Genomic DNA, 15389 nt, shown 5'->3' with positions numbered 1-15389 from the left:
CTCGCCCGCACCCCTGCCGCGCATCCGTCGGCCGACGAACAGGGCCGTGTGAGATGCGGGATCCGGCGGCCGTACCGCCCCCCGGACCGATCGGCACCCGCCGGCGGAGGCAAAGTCAGTGACGCCGTGACCCGTGCGCTTGCCACCAGATCGGATGATCTTCGGCGCACGTAGTGGCGGCGCTCGAAGTCCTTCGGGGGTTGGCTCCCGCTGCCGTTGTGTGTGAAGTCCGGTCAGATCTCGGGGACGGCCGGGCAGAGGCCGCAGGCGCAGTCTGGGTACCTTCCGGGGTGCCGCCGAAACTGCCTGTCGCCACTCTCACAGATGGTCGTTTGTGAGGGGGCGGAGCCTCGCGGGGCTGAGCGCTCGGGGCAGACTCTCCCGATGAGACATCAGGAGGTTGCGGTCGCCCCCGGATTGGCCGCGGGTGGCTCTGCCTCCGCGCGTCCGCACACGGAGGTCGCTCCGGTGCCGGCGCGTTGAAGGAGCCCGGTGAGCACGCGGGTGAGGATGCGGTCGAGGAGCGATTCCGATGAGTCCTCGGTCTCGGGCGGCTGCCCGGTCAAGGCCGCGGCGAGGTGCGGGTGGTGGCCCGCCATGGCGACCTGGGTGAGATATTCCGTCTGGGCCTGCTGCCACTGCGGGATGGTCTGCCCGGCGAGACGTTGGATCACCTCGGCGCGGGTCAGAGTGGAGACGACGGCATTGAGGATCGCGATGGCCTCCAGCTTGGTCCGGGGGCTGACGTCGAGGTCGGCCAGCGCGGCCAGGGCGTGCTCCAGGTAGGTGACCGCGCGCGGCCCCACGGGGGTCCTCGTCGCGGTCGCGTCGAGCAGCCATGGGTGCGCGAGGTAGACGCCCCTGCTCTGCCGGGCCAGGGCGAGCAGGTCGTCGAGCCAGTGTCCGGAGCCGAGTGCGGCGTAGGAGATCTCGCCGTTGACCTGGTCGATCATCAGTTCCAGCAGTTCGTCGCGGGTGGCCACATAGCGGTAGAGGGATGCCGGTCCGGCCCCGAGGGCGAGCGCCACGGCCCGCATGGTGACGGCGGTCAGGCCGTCCGCGTCAGCCAGGGCGATCCCGGCGGCGGCGATGCGGTCGCGGTCGAACGCGGGCGCCGGGCCGCGTCCGGCGCGCTCGGGGCGCAGCCAGATGCTGTGGGTGGTCGGCTCGGTCATGACCCCTCCTGTTCTGCGAACGGCGTATGCAGTATCTTAGGCCGCATGAACTGCGAACATGAATCGCAGTAGATGGAAGGCAGCCGACATTGCCCCGGATACAGCCGCAGCAGGAGTGGACATCGACCCGGTATGCGGACAACGGCGACGTGCAGGTGGCCTTCGACCAGCTGAAGGGCTCCGAGGGCGAACCGCTGCTGCTCATCATGGGCTTGGCCACCGCACGGTTCTGGTGGCCGGCCGGACTGTGCCAGGCATTCGCCGACGCCGGGTTCGCCGTGGCCCGCTACGACCAGCGCGACGCCGGCCAGTCGACCCGGATGCCGGACACCGCCGGCACCAACCCCTTCAAGGCCCTGTTCGCCAAGCGCGGGGACGCCTACACCTCCGAGGACATGACCGACGACGCCATCGCTGTGATGGACGAACTCGGCTGGGAGCGAGCCCACGTCTTCGGCCACTCGCTGGGCGGCGCGATCGCCCAGCGGCTCGCGCTGCGACACCCCGACCGGGTACTCAGCGTCACCTCCTCGGCGGCTCTACCCAGCGACGTCTCCGGCCTGGGGGTCCTGCGCCATCTGCGGTTCGGCCTGCTCGCCAAGCTCGCCCGGACCAAGTTCCCCGAGGGCCGCGAGGGCGACATCGAGGCCGCCCTCACCGTCTGGCGCGGCATCGCCTCCCCCGGCTACCCCTTCGACGAGGCCGCGGCCCGCGCCTGGGTCGAGGCCGACGTGGACAGCGGCCCGCGCGACAACAAGGCGCAGAGCCGCCAGATCGGCGCCCAGTGGCACGGAGCCAGGCTCAAGGACCTGCGCCGACCCACCCTGGTCCTGCACGGCGAGCAGGACCCGATCCTGCGCGTCAGCGCCGGCCGCGCCACCGCCCGGGCCATCGACGGCGCCCGCCTGGTGACCTACCCAGGCGTCGGCCACGACCTCCCCGCCGCCCTGTGGACCGACATCGCCCGCCAGGTCGGCGACATGGCGGTCCGACAGTCGCGGTCAGGCGGTGCGGACGTGTTCGGACAGCCGCTGGGCGAGTGACAGCCGGGTGCACTCCGGCGTCGTGGGCACGGTGGCCCTCTTGCCGGATCGTTGAGGCACCGGACGCGGCAGGTTGCCACCCGTTGTGATCCACTTCCCCCGATCGGCCCGTCTGCCATGCCCGTTGCCCCGGCCCGCCCGAGAGTCGCGACCGCCGGCGAGCGCGAGCGGTTGAAGAAGATGGCCTACGGCCGCAAGACCCCGTACCGGTTACGGCGGCGGGCGGAGATCGTCCTGCACGCGGCACGGGGGCGCTCCCACGCGCGTATCGCCCGCGAGACGAGGCCTGCACCTGGACGACGTTGTCGCGGGCCGGTCACGGAGGTCGGCTTGCACACGTCCGGGCTTCCGATCCCCCCGGGTGCCTGGACTCAGGCTTCCGGGCACGGTACGGGTGCGGACCGCGCCGCGGGCACGCTGGCGGGCTGACCGCGCCGGGGATGTGCGCATGGCCATGAGATGTGCGCATGGCCATGAGGAGGGAATCCATCCCGCAAACTGGGGCTGCCCCGGTTCAGGGGGTGACCATGAGTGCCTCGATCGACCGGTTCTCACCCGTCGTGCCGACCGTGACGCGGCCGCCCGCCACCCAGCCCTGCCAGCCGTAGCCGCTCAGGTGTGCGTTGGCCGCCACGCTTCCGCTCTGGGTCTGGAACTCGACGGCCTCGATCGTGAGGGACCGGCCGGTGGTGCCGATCTCCAGGGTCGCGTTGTCCCCGGCGCAGATCCAGGACTGCCAGCCGATCGTGGAGACGTGCGCACGCGCGCACAGACCGGACATGCCGATCGTGACGAATCGCAGCGCCTCCACGGCCCTGCCCTCGCCCGTGGTTCCCGCCGTCGCTCCGTTGCAGGAGTACGCGTTCTCCCAGCCGATGCCCGCGACGTGCGCCTGGTAGCAGACCACGCGATTGGCCGCGGCCTGCGCCGTGTCCGCGCCCGGCTGCCCCCTCCCGGCGGCCCCGGCGCTCCCGGTCCCCACGAGCGACCAGCCGAGAGCGAGCAGGGCGCCTGCAAGAGCCATCGTCGGTGACTTGCGCATGGGTCATCCCCTCCCGGGGTCGGCACGACTTCGGCAACCAGCGGCAGTGCGTGCCCAAGGATGTGCAACCGCTCTCCCTCCGGTCAACACCGCGTGCACCCCGCAGGCGCCTGGCTTACGGGGCTGACTCTTCCCTCATCGAGGACTCCAAGCTGAAAGGACGGGGCCCTTCGTACGGTCTCGGTGGGCAATCGGAACGTCCGTGCCGGAGGCGCCCTGATCGGCGATGGCTACGCGACGAATATCCATAAATGAGTCGTCGAGCTGCTCGCGGAGCACCAGGAGTACGGCGGCGCCCGCAACGACTCATCGGCCGAACGGGTTGCCGGTCGCCCGGTGCGGGGCGTGGCTGACGGGCCGCGTCCTAGGAAGCCTGTACGCGGCGGAGTTGTCCGGCGGTCGAGCCGGCGAGGCTGTCGAGCGCGCCGCTGAGGGCATCGTCGAAGGGGCTGTCGAAGGCGCCACCGGGCGGTTCCCGTGTGCCGCCGTGCGCGGCCAGATGTGTGGCCACGACCGGGTCGGTGCGCGCCAGGAAGGCCAGATGCCTGACGGCGTGCGCGGCGACGTGGCGGGGATGCAGATCGGGCGGGGCGGGGTGGCCGGGTTTCGGGGAGCGGGCGACGGCGTGCGGGTCGGGCAGCGGGATGCCGGGCAGGTTGGGCGCCGGGTCCGGATGGACGAGGTAGGTCAGGACGATCCGCCCGTCGTCGGTCGCGCGCCAGCTGGTGGAGTGCACCAGGTGGGCGTCGTCGTCTTCCGCCAGGAGTGCGAGACGCCGCGCGGTGTCGTCGGGACGGGCCCGGCCGGCGAGCCCCGTGATCAGCCGGCGGTAGGCGAAGCCCTCGGCCGGGTCGTGCCGCAGCAGCAGGACCTCGACGAGGACGGGAGGCGACGCGTCGTACGCGGCCGGGGCAGGGGCGGTGGTGACAGCGGGGGTGGACGTCATCGTGCGACGGCTCCTGAATCGTCGGGCGGTCGGACGGCCGACCCGGCCCGCCACCTGCCCGGATCTTATTGCACATCATGTGCAACTGCGCGCCGAGCGGCACCCGCACGGTCTCCTCACTCCGGTGACGGCGCCGCCGCGCCCTTCTGGGTACGGTGCCACTCGCTGCCGCCCTGCGTGTCGTGGACGCTCACCCCGCCTGCGGCGAGCGCGTCGCGTAACCGGTCGGCCGCCTCGTACGCGCCCCGCGTCCGTAACTGTCCGCGCAGGCCGATCAGGGGAGGCACGATCCGCTCCAGCGTGGCATCCGGTTCGTCCAGGCCCCGCTGGACCAGCCGTACGCACCGGCGGATCATGCCGCGCAGGACCGTACGCGCCCACTCACCGCCCTGGTCCTCCTCCATGTCGGCGCCCCAGGCGGCGATCACCGCCTCCAGGTCGAGGATGGCGGCCACCATCGCCTCGGCGTCGCGTGCCGCCAGCGCTCTGTCGAAGCGCGACTCGGATGCGGCGACCGCCTCCTGGAGCGTGACCGGGCTACTGGCCGGGGACTCACCGAGGCCGCCGGACGGGTGGCGCGGAACGGGAACCGCACCGGGTGCCGTGCTCCTGGAGCCCTGACCGCTCACCAGATCGCGGAGCTGGTCCAGAGGCAGAACGGTGCCGGCGGGGACCGGGACGCTGACGCCCCGCCGCCGTACGGTCACCACGCCCCTCCCCCACACGCGTGCCAGCGACGTGTCGAGGTCCACGACCAGCCCGGTGTGCTCGTCGATCCCCAGGACGGCGCTCTCGTCGGGAAGTTCACGTTCGAGCACGGCCAGCCGGGGTTCGCCGAGATAGCAGTAGCGGGTGTCGTGCGTGCCGCCCTCGGCGTTGTCGTAGTGCGGGATCACCGCGACCGGCAGACCGAGCGCCCCCAGCAGGTCGAGCCCGTCCAGCCACACCGGCGGATGCCCGGCCTTGTACACCTCGTACACCGGCAGCGCCGCGAAACCGACCGTGCACGCGGCGGCGGACGCCAGCACCGTCACGCCGTACGCCCGGCGCACCCGCTCGCACAGGATCTCCCCCACGCGCTGCGCGTGCCAGCGGCCCAGGGCGTACGACGGGCTGCCGGGGCCGGCGAACACCCAGTCGGCGCGCCGCAGTTGATCGCGTACACCGTCCGCGTCCGTGCCGGTGTCGGGCGCGACCTCAGTGCTCAGCCCGACGCTGTGGCGGAAGTACGCCCGCGCGCCGGCGGAGATGGCGTCCCGGTTGACCTGGAAGCCGTACGGCGTCTCAAGGATCACCGCGTCCGGCTCGGGACCGAGGTGGGCAACCAGCTCACGGTGGAGCGTCACCATCGTGGGGCTCGTCTCGCCGGACCCCATCAGGGCCAGAATTCCCCGCCCAGCGTGCACGCCGACCCCACCCCACACCTGTCCGCCCGCGCGCCGGACCACCCGCAGGATCCCGTATCCGTACCCGCGGCACATCGGGGCCACACCGTGACGGCCGCACAGGCAGGGTCGGTTCGGGTCACCAGCGGCCGGTGGCCGCCCGCAGCGTGGTGTCGTCGGTGAGGGTGCGCGCGGAAGCGATCAGCCCTTCCCCGAAGCGGAATTCCACGGCCCGCGCCCACGACCTCGGCGATGAATTGAGGCTGAGACGCGGGGGTACGGGGCCACCCGATGAACGTCCACGTGCACCCCGACAAGTCCAACGTAAGCCCCGCGCAAGCAGGGATGAGGCGCGGGCCGTACGGTCATCGTCAGGTCCAGCGGGCTCCCCGGTGTCGCGCCGTCGATGGGTGCGACCCCGCCGAGGAGTATCGGCACATCGGGCTCGGTGGCGAGGGCGGGGGCGTCACGCCCAGTGCGGGCAGGCCGACGGCACCGAGAGCGGCGACGGCGGTACGGGCAGTGCGGCGGCGTGGGGCGTCGGGCAGGGCGGACACCTCAGTCGATTCGCCGGCGAACGTGCGATGCCGTTCAGGTGAACCGCCTTCAAGCGCTGGACACATGGCCGTCCTCAAGAGTTGCGCGCGGCAGCGTCTCGCCGCCGCGCCGACCGTCCGCAGGGCCGCGTATCACACCCCCCTTGACCACGACCACGGTCCGACCGGTGCCCGGCCGCGCCCACCGATGGCTGGTCAAGGGCTCCAGCGGCGGTTCCCGTACATTCGCCGCCCCACCATCACGGTCACGACCGCCGATCGCCTTACGGTCACCACCGCCGATCGCCCTGCGATATCCGTCGCCGACAAGGGCGGGACTCTTTCCGGTGAACCCCGAAGGAATCGGCTGTGCGGGAGAACGGATTGCCGTAGACATCGGCGGTGAGCCCTGATCCCCATGCTCCGGGCCATGCGATCCGTGCACCGAGCCGCAGTGCCGACTGCCGCGGTCCCCCGTGGGCCGGCGCCGTCGGCATCCTCACCTTCTGGATCCAGCAATGCCGCTGAAGGCGTGGAAGGCATCGGCCCTCGGAGGTTCGTCGATGCGGGTCAGCGCCCGTGGACAATGCCCGGCCGGCCGCGCCGGTGGGACAGCCGGGCCGGGCACGGCGGGGGTTCGTCCCGGCGGGTGGCTACTCGGGGGTGTGGTCGTGGTTCCGGGTGGTGCGGTGCTTGAGCGTGCCGAGGGCCCGGACGGTGAGGGCGGTCAGGGCGCCGGCCGTCAGGTTGCCCAGGACGTCGTGGAGGAGGAAGTCGTAGAGCGGGGCGAGGTTCATGGGGTGGTTCTCCCGTTGGTCAAGTGCCCTGTGTGCGGGGCGGCTTGAGGGGAACCGTGGCGGGCGGTCTGATTGTCCGTTCGCCATTGAGTATTTCAGCGCAGATCAGAACGTCGCGGGCGCAGGACAACGCCGGACAGCGGCGGACAACCGACAAGACCAGGGAGAATGAACCATGCCGGTAGGACGGCAGAGGACATTGGTCGGCGGGCCGAAGGCCAACGAGCTGGCGGAGTTCCTGCTTCAGCTGGGCTCACGCAGGGACCTGACGACAGCCCGTTCCTTCGCCCAGCAGTTCAACGGAAACAAAAGCCTGTGGGCGGAGTACCTGAACGGCTCGCAGGTCATCCCCTTCCGCCGCCTGCGCCAGGTGGTCGAGTACGTGTGCGGCACGGACGCCAAGAAGCGGGAGCTGGACCTCGCCCACGCCAAAAGGCTCCACGTGCCGGCCATCGCCGAGGAACGGGCCACCCACGCCAGTGGCGGCGTAGGGAAAGCTCAGGTCGCCGACCGCGAAATGATCACGGCCCACCAGCTCCTGACGGACGCCCAGGCGATACTCGCGGACGCTCGCGACGCCGACGAGCGGGCGCGGGCCGTCATCGCGCTGCTGCTGATGATGTGCGCCCACGCGCAGAACTCCGTACACCACCTCACCGAACACAACAGCGCCGGCCACGCCCAGATCCAGCAGCGCCTGGCCGACGCCCGGCTGAACCTGGGGCGCACCGAGCGGGAGCTCAAAGGGGCACGCCGCCGCCTGTCCGTCGCCGAGCGGGCCCGGAAGGCACTGCAACGGGAGGTGGAGGAAGCCCGCCGCGAAACGGAGAGGCTGCGCCGCAGGGCCGTTGGCGCCGCTCTGCGTCTCGGCGAGAACGACGACACTGCGCAGCGGCACCTGTTCCCCGGCAGGCGGGAGACCGTCCTGGGACAGGAGGGGGATCTCGCCCATCAGTACCAGGGGCTGGAGCGCATCGTCGGCGAGGGCGAGAAACTTGCGCATGACCTGAGCATCATCCAGATCCACACCGGGTCCCTCGGACCCTGGTCACGTCTTCGGCGTCCGCTCGCGACCGGGCTGGCTCTGACCGTACTGGCGGCCCTGGTGGCGCCGGTGATCACCGGTTTCGACGGCACGGGCCCGGACGGCGACAAGCCGTCGCCGACGCTTGCGGGAGAACCGGGCACGATGGGAGGGGCCCGCAAGGCCGACCCCTGCCGGCTGCTCGACTCCGCCTCACTGAGCCGCTTCGGCACAACACGGTTGATGACGGACTACGGAGAAATCAACCGGTGCGACGTCGTGGTGGTGAGGAACGGTGTTGAAGTCGCCGAGGCCCAGGTCTACCTGGACGCGGTACCGGCCGAGTTCGAAAGAATCCCCGTCCGCACGGTCGGAAACGTCACGGTCGCCTCGTTCCCGCGGGAAGAGGACGCCTGCGTACGCATCATCGCCACCGCCGACCGGCAACAGATCCAGATCATCGGCAAACAGTGGGACACCCCGGCGCCCAACCTGTGCGAACTGGCCGACGCCGCCACCGACCACGCGGTCGCCGTACTGGACGACGGCCCCGTACCGAGGCGCTCCGAAGAACCGTCGCAGGACTCACTGGCCCGGATCGACGCCTGCGCCCTGCTCGACGCCGCCGCGCTCCGCCATGTCCCCGGCGTCAGCGCGCGCGACAAGCACCCGGGGTTCGGCCGCTGGAAATGCGAATGGTCCAGCGCCGACGGAGGCAGCCGCGTCAAGGTGGAGTACAGCCGGGACGACCTGCTCAAGGACAACGGCGAGCCCGCGGACATCGCCGGAACAACAGGATTCGTCTCCCCCCGGGAAGACGGCCCCGACAGCTGCGTCGTACGGCTCCCGCACCGGACATACACGAACTCCCACGGCAACCCCACCATCGAACACCTCCAGCTGACCGCACACTCCCCACAGCCGTCCGGCCGGCTCTGCGACGCCGCCGAAGCGCTCACAGCCGCCGCCGCCAAGAACATCGCGAAACACATCACGGAGAAATGACAGAACCGCGTGGACAGCGCGCGGTGCAACTGTTCGCCGGACGCACGGAAAGCCGGCGGGATGAACGAGCCGCCGGGACCGGCCCACGACAGACCACTCCGGCAGGTCTCGAACTCCGGCGCCGGTCGTGGAGAAGGTGCGAACCCCCGCCTTCATGAGCAGGTCGTGTCCCTGCCCGCTGCCCGGGAAGTGCGGGACACGGATCTTCCCGCGTTGCCCGGGGCATGGAAACGCACGCCCGGCACGCCCCGGCCCCCGGGATCGGTACGCGGGCGCTCACCGATCCAGCCCTCCGAGCCGTCGGCGGGCGGAACGGAGCCGGGCTGCGGGCCCCGGGGCCCTGGTGGCGCGCAGGGAGGCGCCGCGTCGTCCGAGACGCCGCGCACGTGTTGCGCGCAGGAGCCGTCGACCGTCCGCTCCCCGACGTCGCGGAGCGCGTACGTGCGCTGGAGCGATTCCTCGAACTGCAGCCGGGCGACGAGGAGATCGCCGACGTGGCCGGCACCTGTGCCTTCTTCGCCGTCCCCGTCCTGCGTTACGCCCTGCCGGCCAGCGGCTCCGGAAGGCCCGATGACGCGGTGTCCTGCGGTCATGCAGCGCTCACCGCGACGGGGACGCTGGACCAGAACGTGGTCGACGCCGGATTCCGCTCACAGGAGTACGGGCTCCGGTCCATGCCGGTATCCGGTGACGCCGCAGGAGTGTGGGAAGCAAGCACCGAGACAGGACGGGAACGATTCCGCACCGGACTCGGCCGTACCGCCGGCAGCTCGGGCCGAGGGCGCACGCCCCCGAATCCGGGCCTGATTGTTCTCCGGCCGCATATGAGGTGAGCACCGGACTCGGCCGACCGGGGCCAACGCCAACGCTCAGTCACACCGATCAGGCGGGCCGCCGGGCGGCGGCCCGCTCTGCCCGCAGGAGACTGGGGTCGCGGTCGCGGCGACGGCTCACAACGGCGCGCTCCAGCCGGACGAACCGGCTCTCCGCGCTCGTACGGGACGCGAGGTCCAGGGCGTGAGCCACCCGTGATCAGGAGTCCTGCGGGTGCGGGCGGCACGGGTGGGATCGCGCTCCAGGGCGTCCAGTTCGGCCCTCGCCTCGGCAAGCTGCGTGAGCGCCGCGAGGATGACCTCCCCTGTCGCGTCCGGCAGTTGCAGCCCCTTGTACGCACGGCGGCCGTCGATCGCCGCGCACACCGCGCGCAGGCGGGCCGCGTCGAGCTCGTCGACCCCCCGGGGACCTGGTCAAGCACCCCGAGGAGAAGGGACAGAAGCGAACATTCCTGGGTCATGTTCTGGTCAGTTATGGACCAACTGTGAAGTTTCGGTGCGTGGGTGAAATGTCACTGACATGATGTCAGGGACTTGTCATTACCGGTCATTCCGGGGTGTTCGGGTCACCGGCTGTCGTGGCGGGGCTGCCCGTCGCGGTGGTGCATGAGAGAGCCTGCTCCACGGCGGGGGGTGGTTGCCGCCGCGGAGCGGCTCGTCCTGTGTGACCGCACCTCCGCCGGTCCTTGGGGCCTGCCGGTTCCCGCCGCCGGGGTGCGGACGAGGAAGAGGGGGAGATCTCCATGTCCTTGACTGCTGCGTTACCCCGGCCGCGCCACCGGTGGCGGCATCGGCTGCTGGCGGTGGCCGCGACGTCCGCGCTGGCTGCGGGCGGCCTCACGGTTCTGGCGACACCGGCGTCGGCGGCCGGGGTGTGCGCCGAACCCGTCGTGACGGGAGCGACCACCACGATCACCTGCTCGGCAGGCGGCACGGGAAGCGCCACGGTGCCTGACAACGTCTCCAGCGCCGTGGTGACCCTCGACGGCGCCGGCGGTGGAAACGCCAACGACGGCGCCCCCGGCGGCAAGGGCGCCCACGTCGTCGCGACCATACCCGTCGCCCCGGGCCAGACCTTCAACGTCGTCGTCGGCCTGCGGGGCGCGAGTGCCGCGACGAACGGAGCGGCTGCCAGTGGTGGCGGACTCGTCGCCGTGACGACCGGTGCGTCCGCGCCTCTGCTGACGGCGGGCTCGGGCGGCGGCGCGGGCGGTACGGGCTTCGGCTCGCCGGCCTTCCCCGGCACCCCGGGCGGGGACAGCGGCAGTGCGGGTCCCAACGGCGCGGGCCAGGCCCCCACCTGGGGAGGCGGCGGCGGCGGTGCGGGCACCGCGACGGCCGGCGGCGCCGCGGGCGCGGCCGGAACCGGAACCCGCACGGGCGCGTCCGGGTCTCCCGGCGGCTTCCCCAACGCCCCGGGCGGCGCCGTCGCCCAGTCCGGACCGATACCGGCCGGATTCGGCGGGCGCGGCGGCGCCGGCTACGGAGGCGGCGGCAGAGGCGGCGGCGGTGGCGCGACCGCCACCAACGCGACCGGCGGTGCCGGCGGCGGAGGTGGCGGCGGCTCAAGTCTGGTCTCGGGCACCGTCCCCGGCTCACCGGTCACCCTCAACGACGGCGCCAACGCCGGCAACGGCAGCGTCGTGTTCGTGTTCACCCGGGAAGCTCCCACCATCACCTCCGTCAGCCCGGGCAGCGGCCCCGCGGAAGGAGGCACCGCCGTCACCGTCACCGGCACCGGCCTGGAGGGCGCGGACATCACCTTCGGCCCCGGCAACCCGGCCACCGACGTCACCTGCACCGACACCACCTGCACCGTGACCGCGCCGCCCGGCACGGGAACCGTCGACGTCCAGGCCACCACACCCGGCGGCACCAGTGCCGTCACCAGTGCCGGCCAGTACACCTACGTCGTCCCGGCCGCCGACATCGACGTCGACCTGAACGCGCAGCCCCACCTGGGCATCCTCGTCCCCTACCTCACCTACACCCTGAGCGCGGCGAACACCGGCCCCGGCGAGGTCACCTCGGCCACCGTCACCGCCGCCCTGCCCGCAGGCGCGACCGCCACCAACCTCTCCCCGGGATGCACCGTCACCGGCTCCACCGTCACCTGCGCCTACGGCACCATCGCCAACGGCACCCACACCGACAAGACCTTCCGCGTCCCGCTGAGCCTGCTCTCCCTGGGCCACGTCACCGTCACCGGCACCCGCACCGCCAGCACACCCAACGACCCCAACCCCGCCAACGACACCGCCAAAGCAACCTGCACCGTCATCTCCATCGTCCTGGTCACCTGCCCCTGACCGAGCACGCGGCATCCCAGCACTCCACCGGACACGGAACCCCTCAGAAGTAGTCCGGTACTGGACGGGATGCCGCACGGTGAAGCCGCGGGGTGCGGTGCCGGGAGAGATCCCGGCACCGCACCCCGCAGTCCACGCCCGCCCGTCCCGGGCCGGGCGGCGAAGGAGACCTCCGGGCACGGACCCCCGACGACGTGACCGCCGTCTGCCACCGGACGCGCGCACGCCGACCGTTCACCGACCAGGCGGGCACCCGTACGACGGCCCGGCTACTCCCCGCCTCGCCGGGCAGCCGCCCGCTCTGCCCGCTCTGCCCGCAGCCGACCCGGGTTCCGGTCGCCGCGGCGACTCACGACAGCCGCGCTCCAGCCGGACGAACCGGCTCTCCGCACTCGTACGGGACGCGAGGCCCAGGGTGCGGGCGACCCGTTCCCAGGAGATTCTGCGGGTGCGGGCGGCACGGGTGAGATCCCTCTCCAGCGCCTCCAGTTCGGCCCTCGCCTCGGCAAGCTGCGTGAGCGCCGCGAGGATGTCCTCCCCTGTCGCGTCCGGCAGTTGCAGCCCCTTGTACGCACGGCGGCCGTCGATCGCCGCGCACACCGCGCGCAGGCGGGCCGCGTCGATCGTCGCCGGGATCCGCACCGGCTCCCCGCCGATCAGCGCCGTCCACGTCGCGGCCTCATGGAGGAGCTGGACGCCGCGGGTGCTCCGGGCGAGGTGCGTACGGCGCGGTTCGTTTGGTGGGCGCTGGTGACCGTGCCCGGCGCCGTCGAGGAGACCGACGCGGACACCGCCCGGCTGCGCGCCGGGGACTGCACCGGTGCGGGCACCGTGGATGAGAACGGCGACCTGGTCCCGCTCGGCGGGGCCGCGTAGCTGGCGTCGTACCGCAGCGCCTACGCCGGGCCGGCCGAAGCCTCGCTGCGCAGTCTGCCCCACCGGCGCCGTACGCAGATCGACGGCGCGATGCGCTCCACCATCGCGAAGGACTCCTACGGTCACGGGTCGACGGCGCCCCGGGCGCGGGAACGGGACTACCGCGAGATCACCCTCCCCGAAGCCAAATCGATCGTCGTGTATTTCGTCAGCGCCCCGGCCGCGCTCACCGTCACCGCCGTCCGGCTGATCACCCTCTGAACACCGGTACCACCCGAGCAACAGCGGAGACCGGTGCACAAAGGTCGGGCCCCTACCCGGCCTCGGGGAACATCGGTACAGCGCTGGCGCTGAGAACGATCATGGTCGGATGGCACACCGGCCGGGGGCTCCGCCTGGGTACGCGGAGAGATCGCCGGGCGGGTGCCGGAGCAGGCTGCGGTCCGCCTCGTGCCGGTGGAGTTTCTGACCGATGAGCAGGCGCTCCGGTGATCACCCGACAAAAGCGGTGCGGAGAATGTCGGGTGACCGGGGTCGGCGTCACCGCACGATGGGGACATGGATGACACGACCTTGATTTCCCGCTTTCTCCGCGACGGCTTCGTGAAGCTGGAGGGCGCCGTCGCGCCGCGCGTGGCCGCGGACTGCGCGCGGCTGCTGTGGCGGGAGACGGGCCGCGCCCCGGATGACCCGTCGACGTGGACACAGCCCGTCCACTGGGTGGGCGGCATGGCGCAGGGGCCGTTCGCTGCCGCACCCAACTCCCCGTCGCTGCAGCGCGCGTACGACCTGCTCGTCGGCGCGGGGCGCTGGGAGCCGCGCTACTCGCTGGGCACGTTCCCGCTGCGCTTCCCGCACGAGGAGGAGCCGGAAGACGCGGGCTGGCACATCGAGGGGAGCTATCTGCCGGAGGGTGAGAGCTGGTACTTCACGAATCTGCGCTCCCAGGGCCGGGCGCTGCTGATGCTGTTCCTGTTCAGCGAGGTGGGTGAGGAGGACGCGCCGACCCGGATCCGGGTCGGTTCACACCTCGACGTGCCGAAGGTGCTGGAGAAGTACGGGGAGGACGGGGCGAGCGGGCTGACTCTCGCCCCCGATCTGGTGGCGGCGTCCGACCACCGGCCGCTCGCCCTTGCGACCGGGTCCCCGGGCGACGTCTTCCTGTGCCATCCGTTCCTGGTGCACGCGGCGCAACCGCACCACGGGGTGCGCCCACGCTTTATGGCGCAGCCGCCGCTGCTGCCGGCCGCACCGTACGAACTGGAGCGGGCCGACGGCGCGTACTCACCCGTGGAGATCGCGATCCGCCGCGGCCTGGGACAGGACACCCCCGGCCCGAACGCAGACGGCACCGACCGCGGCGCCGGATAGACGTGCTTCACGACCATCGCCGGCAAGGGGGCTCGTGAGGAGGGAAAGGAAATGGAGGTCAGAGCGGGGGCGGTCCGCGCCGCCGCGGAGCCGGCTTGTACGCCGGGCTCCATCCTCCAGGGGGAGAACTCCCCCACCGGGCGCGGCACGGGCAACTGCCCACCGCAACTTCGTCGCCATCCAGTCCGCGAGGCCTCCTCCGGGCAATGGGGAGTCAGACGGGCTGTCGCAGCCACAAGTCGAGAGCGGCATAGTCGCTGTCCGTCAGGCCATGACGGGGATCGACACGATGGAGCAAGGCTTGCCCCTGATGATGGGCGGCGACCCAGGCCCGATCGATGTCGGTGACCTCGTCGTCGACCCAGATGAACGGGCGTCCCGCCGCCCATTCGACAAGTGCGCGGGTCTTCCAGTGCAGTCCGATCCGCTCATCCTGGTCGTCGATGTCGGACGGCTCCGGCCAGACCACCACTGCCAGCTGCGGCAGACCGATGCGGGGCGCGATGCACTCGTTCGCGTCAGCCATCCATGTCGTCGCCCAGACCATCTCGCACGAGAGCTCCGTCAGCCGGGGTCCGTGTGCGGGATTGATCCTGGTCAGAAGCGGATTCGCGTCGGCGCCAAGTGGTTCGGCACCCGTCGCAGAGGTCTGATACACCTGGGACACCGCCCCGAACGGGATGAGTGGTCCATCGACATCGAGAAACAGCAGCGGACGCTGCACCGAGCCAGTCACCGAAGCACGATAGCGATAGATCGCACCGAGGACTGCCTCGATGACCAAGGCCCTGCGGGAATGGGTCCCCCGGAGACACGGAGGACCTGGTGGTCATCTCCGAGTGCTCCCCGCGCGTGCGGGGATGGACCTGGTGTGCCGATCGGGATGGTCGGTGGCCGCGGGCGCTCCCCGCTGGAAGGGGGTGCCTGTCCTGCGGGCACAAGATCGGGAAAGAACCTGTTGCTGTGTCCGGAAAAGTTCACCGTGTCGCGACAGCGGGCACGGCGCGCCTCGACGTGTTGGGGGACCACCGAGGTACGTCCGGCAGG

At 71.7% G+C, this 15389-nt stretch carries 15 protein-coding genes; 7 read left to right on the top strand and 8 right to left on the bottom strand.

Features of this window, described 5'->3' with window-relative positions; all coding sequences use genetic code 11:
* Window positions 1-392: 392 nt before the first annotated feature.
* Window positions 393-1175, bottom strand: a complete 783-nt coding sequence (locus tag OG875_RS30865; RefSeq protein ID WP_330177529.1) for a TetR/AcrR family transcriptional regulator — start codon at window positions 1173-1175, stop codon at window positions 393-395.
* 89 nt (window positions 1176-1264) lie between these two features.
* Between OG875_RS30865 and OG875_RS30860 the strand changes: the two genes are divergently transcribed.
* On the top strand, window positions 1265-2218 hold the full coding sequence (locus tag OG875_RS30860) for an alpha/beta fold hydrolase (protein WP_330177528.1): 954 nt from the start codon (window positions 1265-1267) through the stop codon (window positions 2216-2218).
* Between the two features lie 514 nt (window positions 2219-2732).
* Here OG875_RS30860 and OG875_RS30855 read toward each other — a convergent pair.
* The 4 genes from OG875_RS30855 to OG875_RS30840 form a co-directional block, all read right to left on the bottom strand.
* Window positions 2733-3260, bottom strand: a complete 528-nt coding sequence (locus OG875_RS30855) for a hypothetical protein (RefSeq protein ID WP_330177527.1) — start codon at window positions 3258-3260, stop codon at window positions 2733-2735.
* A 364-nt stretch (window positions 3261-3624) separates the two neighbouring features.
* Entirely contained in the window at window positions 3625-4206 is a 582-nt protein-coding gene (locus OG875_RS30850) for a hypothetical protein (protein ID WP_330177526.1), read from the bottom strand.
* A gap of 116 nt (window positions 4207-4322) precedes the next feature.
* Window positions 4323-5582, bottom strand: a complete 1260-nt coding sequence (locus OG875_RS30845; protein WP_330177525.1) for a hypothetical protein — start codon at window positions 5580-5582, stop codon at window positions 4323-4325.
* Window positions 5583-6780: 1198 nt separating this feature from the next.
* The gene (locus tag OG875_RS30840) at window positions 6781-6924 is read right to left on the bottom strand and encodes a hypothetical protein (RefSeq protein WP_330177524.1); all 144 of its coding nucleotides are present in this window, start codon (window positions 6922-6924) and stop codon (window positions 6781-6783) included.
* A 175-nt stretch (window positions 6925-7099) separates the two neighbouring features.
* On the opposite strand from OG875_RS30840, the gene OG875_RS30835 reads away from it, so the two are divergent.
* Window positions 7100-8953: a hypothetical protein gene (locus OG875_RS30835; protein ID WP_330177523.1), complete on the top strand. Its 1854-nt coding sequence runs from the start codon at window positions 7100-7102 to the stop codon at window positions 8951-8953.
* A gap of 386 nt (window positions 8954-9339) precedes the next feature.
* Window positions 9340-9786, top strand: coding sequence for a hypothetical protein (locus OG875_RS30830; protein WP_330177522.1), 447 nt, complete (start codon window positions 9340-9342; stop codon window positions 9784-9786).
* 117 nt (window positions 9787-9903) lie between these two features.
* On the opposite strand, the gene OG875_RS30825 is transcribed toward OG875_RS30830, so the two are convergent.
* Window positions 9904-10152, bottom strand: coding sequence for a hypothetical protein (locus OG875_RS30825; protein ID WP_330177521.1), 249 nt, complete (start codon window positions 10150-10152; stop codon window positions 9904-9906).
* A 377-nt stretch (window positions 10153-10529) separates the two neighbouring features.
* Here OG875_RS30825 and OG875_RS30820 point away from each other — a divergent pair, with 377 nt between their 5' ends.
* Window positions 10530-12095, top strand: coding sequence for an IPT/TIG domain-containing protein (locus OG875_RS30820; protein ID WP_330177520.1), 1566 nt, complete (start codon window positions 10530-10532; stop codon window positions 12093-12095).
* Between the two features lie 234 nt (window positions 12096-12329).
* On the opposite strand, the gene OG875_RS30815 is transcribed toward OG875_RS30820, so the two are convergent.
* Complete coding sequence (locus tag OG875_RS30815; RefSeq protein ID WP_330177519.1) at window positions 12330-12737, bottom strand: hypothetical protein; 408 nt, start codon at window positions 12735-12737, stop codon at window positions 12330-12332.
* 39 nt (window positions 12738-12776) lie between these two features.
* On the opposite strand from OG875_RS30815, the gene OG875_RS30810 reads away from it, so the two are divergent.
* The 3 genes from OG875_RS30810 to OG875_RS30800 all read left to right on the top strand — a co-directional run bounded on the left by OG875_RS30810 (window position 12777) and on the right by OG875_RS30800 (window position 14342).
* A complete protein-coding gene (locus OG875_RS30810) occupies window positions 12777-12971 on the top strand; it encodes a hypothetical protein (protein ID WP_330177518.1) in 195 nt (64 codons plus the stop codon).
* 90 nt (window positions 12972-13061) lie between these two features.
* Window positions 13062-13232 (top strand): hypothetical protein, encoded by a 171-nt coding sequence (locus tag OG875_RS30805; protein WP_330177517.1) that lies wholly within the window; start codon window positions 13062-13064, stop codon window positions 13230-13232.
* A 297-nt stretch (window positions 13233-13529) separates the two neighbouring features.
* Window positions 13530-14342 (top strand): phytanoyl-CoA dioxygenase family protein, encoded by an 813-nt coding sequence (locus tag OG875_RS30800; RefSeq protein ID WP_330177516.1) that lies wholly within the window; start codon window positions 13530-13532, stop codon window positions 14340-14342.
* 214 nt (window positions 14343-14556) lie between these two features.
* Here the strand turns inward: OG875_RS30800 and OG875_RS30795 are convergent, their stop codons facing one another.
* Window positions 14557-15078 carry an HAD domain-containing protein gene (locus tag OG875_RS30795; RefSeq protein WP_330177962.1) on the bottom strand — a complete coding sequence of 174 codons (522 nt, stop codon included), beginning with the start codon at window positions 15076-15078 and terminating at the stop codon, window positions 14557-14559.
* Between the last annotated feature and the right edge of the window lie 311 nt (window positions 15079-15389).

The organism is Streptomyces sp. NBC_01498, assembly GCF_036327775.1.
Taxonomy (GTDB): Bacteria; Actinomycetota; Actinomycetes; order Streptomycetales; family Streptomycetaceae; genus Streptomyces.
The sequence above is the reverse complement of the archived record's forward strand: the minus strand, read 5'-3'. Positions and strand labels throughout refer to the sequence as shown.

Excerpts from the sequence above, each read along its gene's own strand:
- OG875_RS30865 (WP_330177529.1), bottom strand. The coding sequence starts at position 1,175 with ATGACCGAGCCGACCACCCACAGCATCTGGCTGCGCCCCGAGCGCGCC.
- OG875_RS30855 (WP_330177527.1), bottom strand. The coding sequence starts at position 3,260 with ATGCGCAAGTCACCGACGATGGCTCTTGCAGGCGCCCTGCTCGCTCTC.
- OG875_RS30850 (WP_330177526.1), bottom strand. The coding sequence starts at position 4,206 with ATGACGTCCACCCCCGCTGTCACCACCGCCCCTGCCCCGGCCGCGTAC.
- OG875_RS30845 (WP_330177525.1), bottom strand. The coding sequence starts at position 5,582 with ATGGGGTCCGGCGAGACGAGCCCCACGATGGTGACGCTCCACCGTGAG.
- OG875_RS30840 (WP_330177524.1), bottom strand. The coding sequence starts at position 6,924 with ATGAACCTCGCCCCGCTCTACGACTTCCTCCTCCACGACGTCCTGGGC.
- OG875_RS30835 (WP_330177523.1), top strand. The coding sequence starts at position 7,100 with ATGCCGGTAGGACGGCAGAGGACATTGGTCGGCGGGCCGAAGGCCAAC.
- OG875_RS30820 (WP_330177520.1), top strand. The coding sequence starts at position 10,530 with ATGTCCTTGACTGCTGCGTTACCCCGGCCGCGCCACCGGTGGCGGCAT.
- OG875_RS30810 (WP_330177518.1), top strand. The coding sequence starts at position 12,777 with ATGGAGGAGCTGGACGCCGCGGGTGCTCCGGGCGAGGTGCGTACGGCG.
- OG875_RS30805 (WP_330177517.1), top strand. The coding sequence starts at position 13,062 with ATGCGCTCCACCATCGCGAAGGACTCCTACGGTCACGGGTCGACGGCG.
- OG875_RS30800 (WP_330177516.1), top strand. The coding sequence starts at position 13,530 with ATGGATGACACGACCTTGATTTCCCGCTTTCTCCGCGACGGCTTCGTG.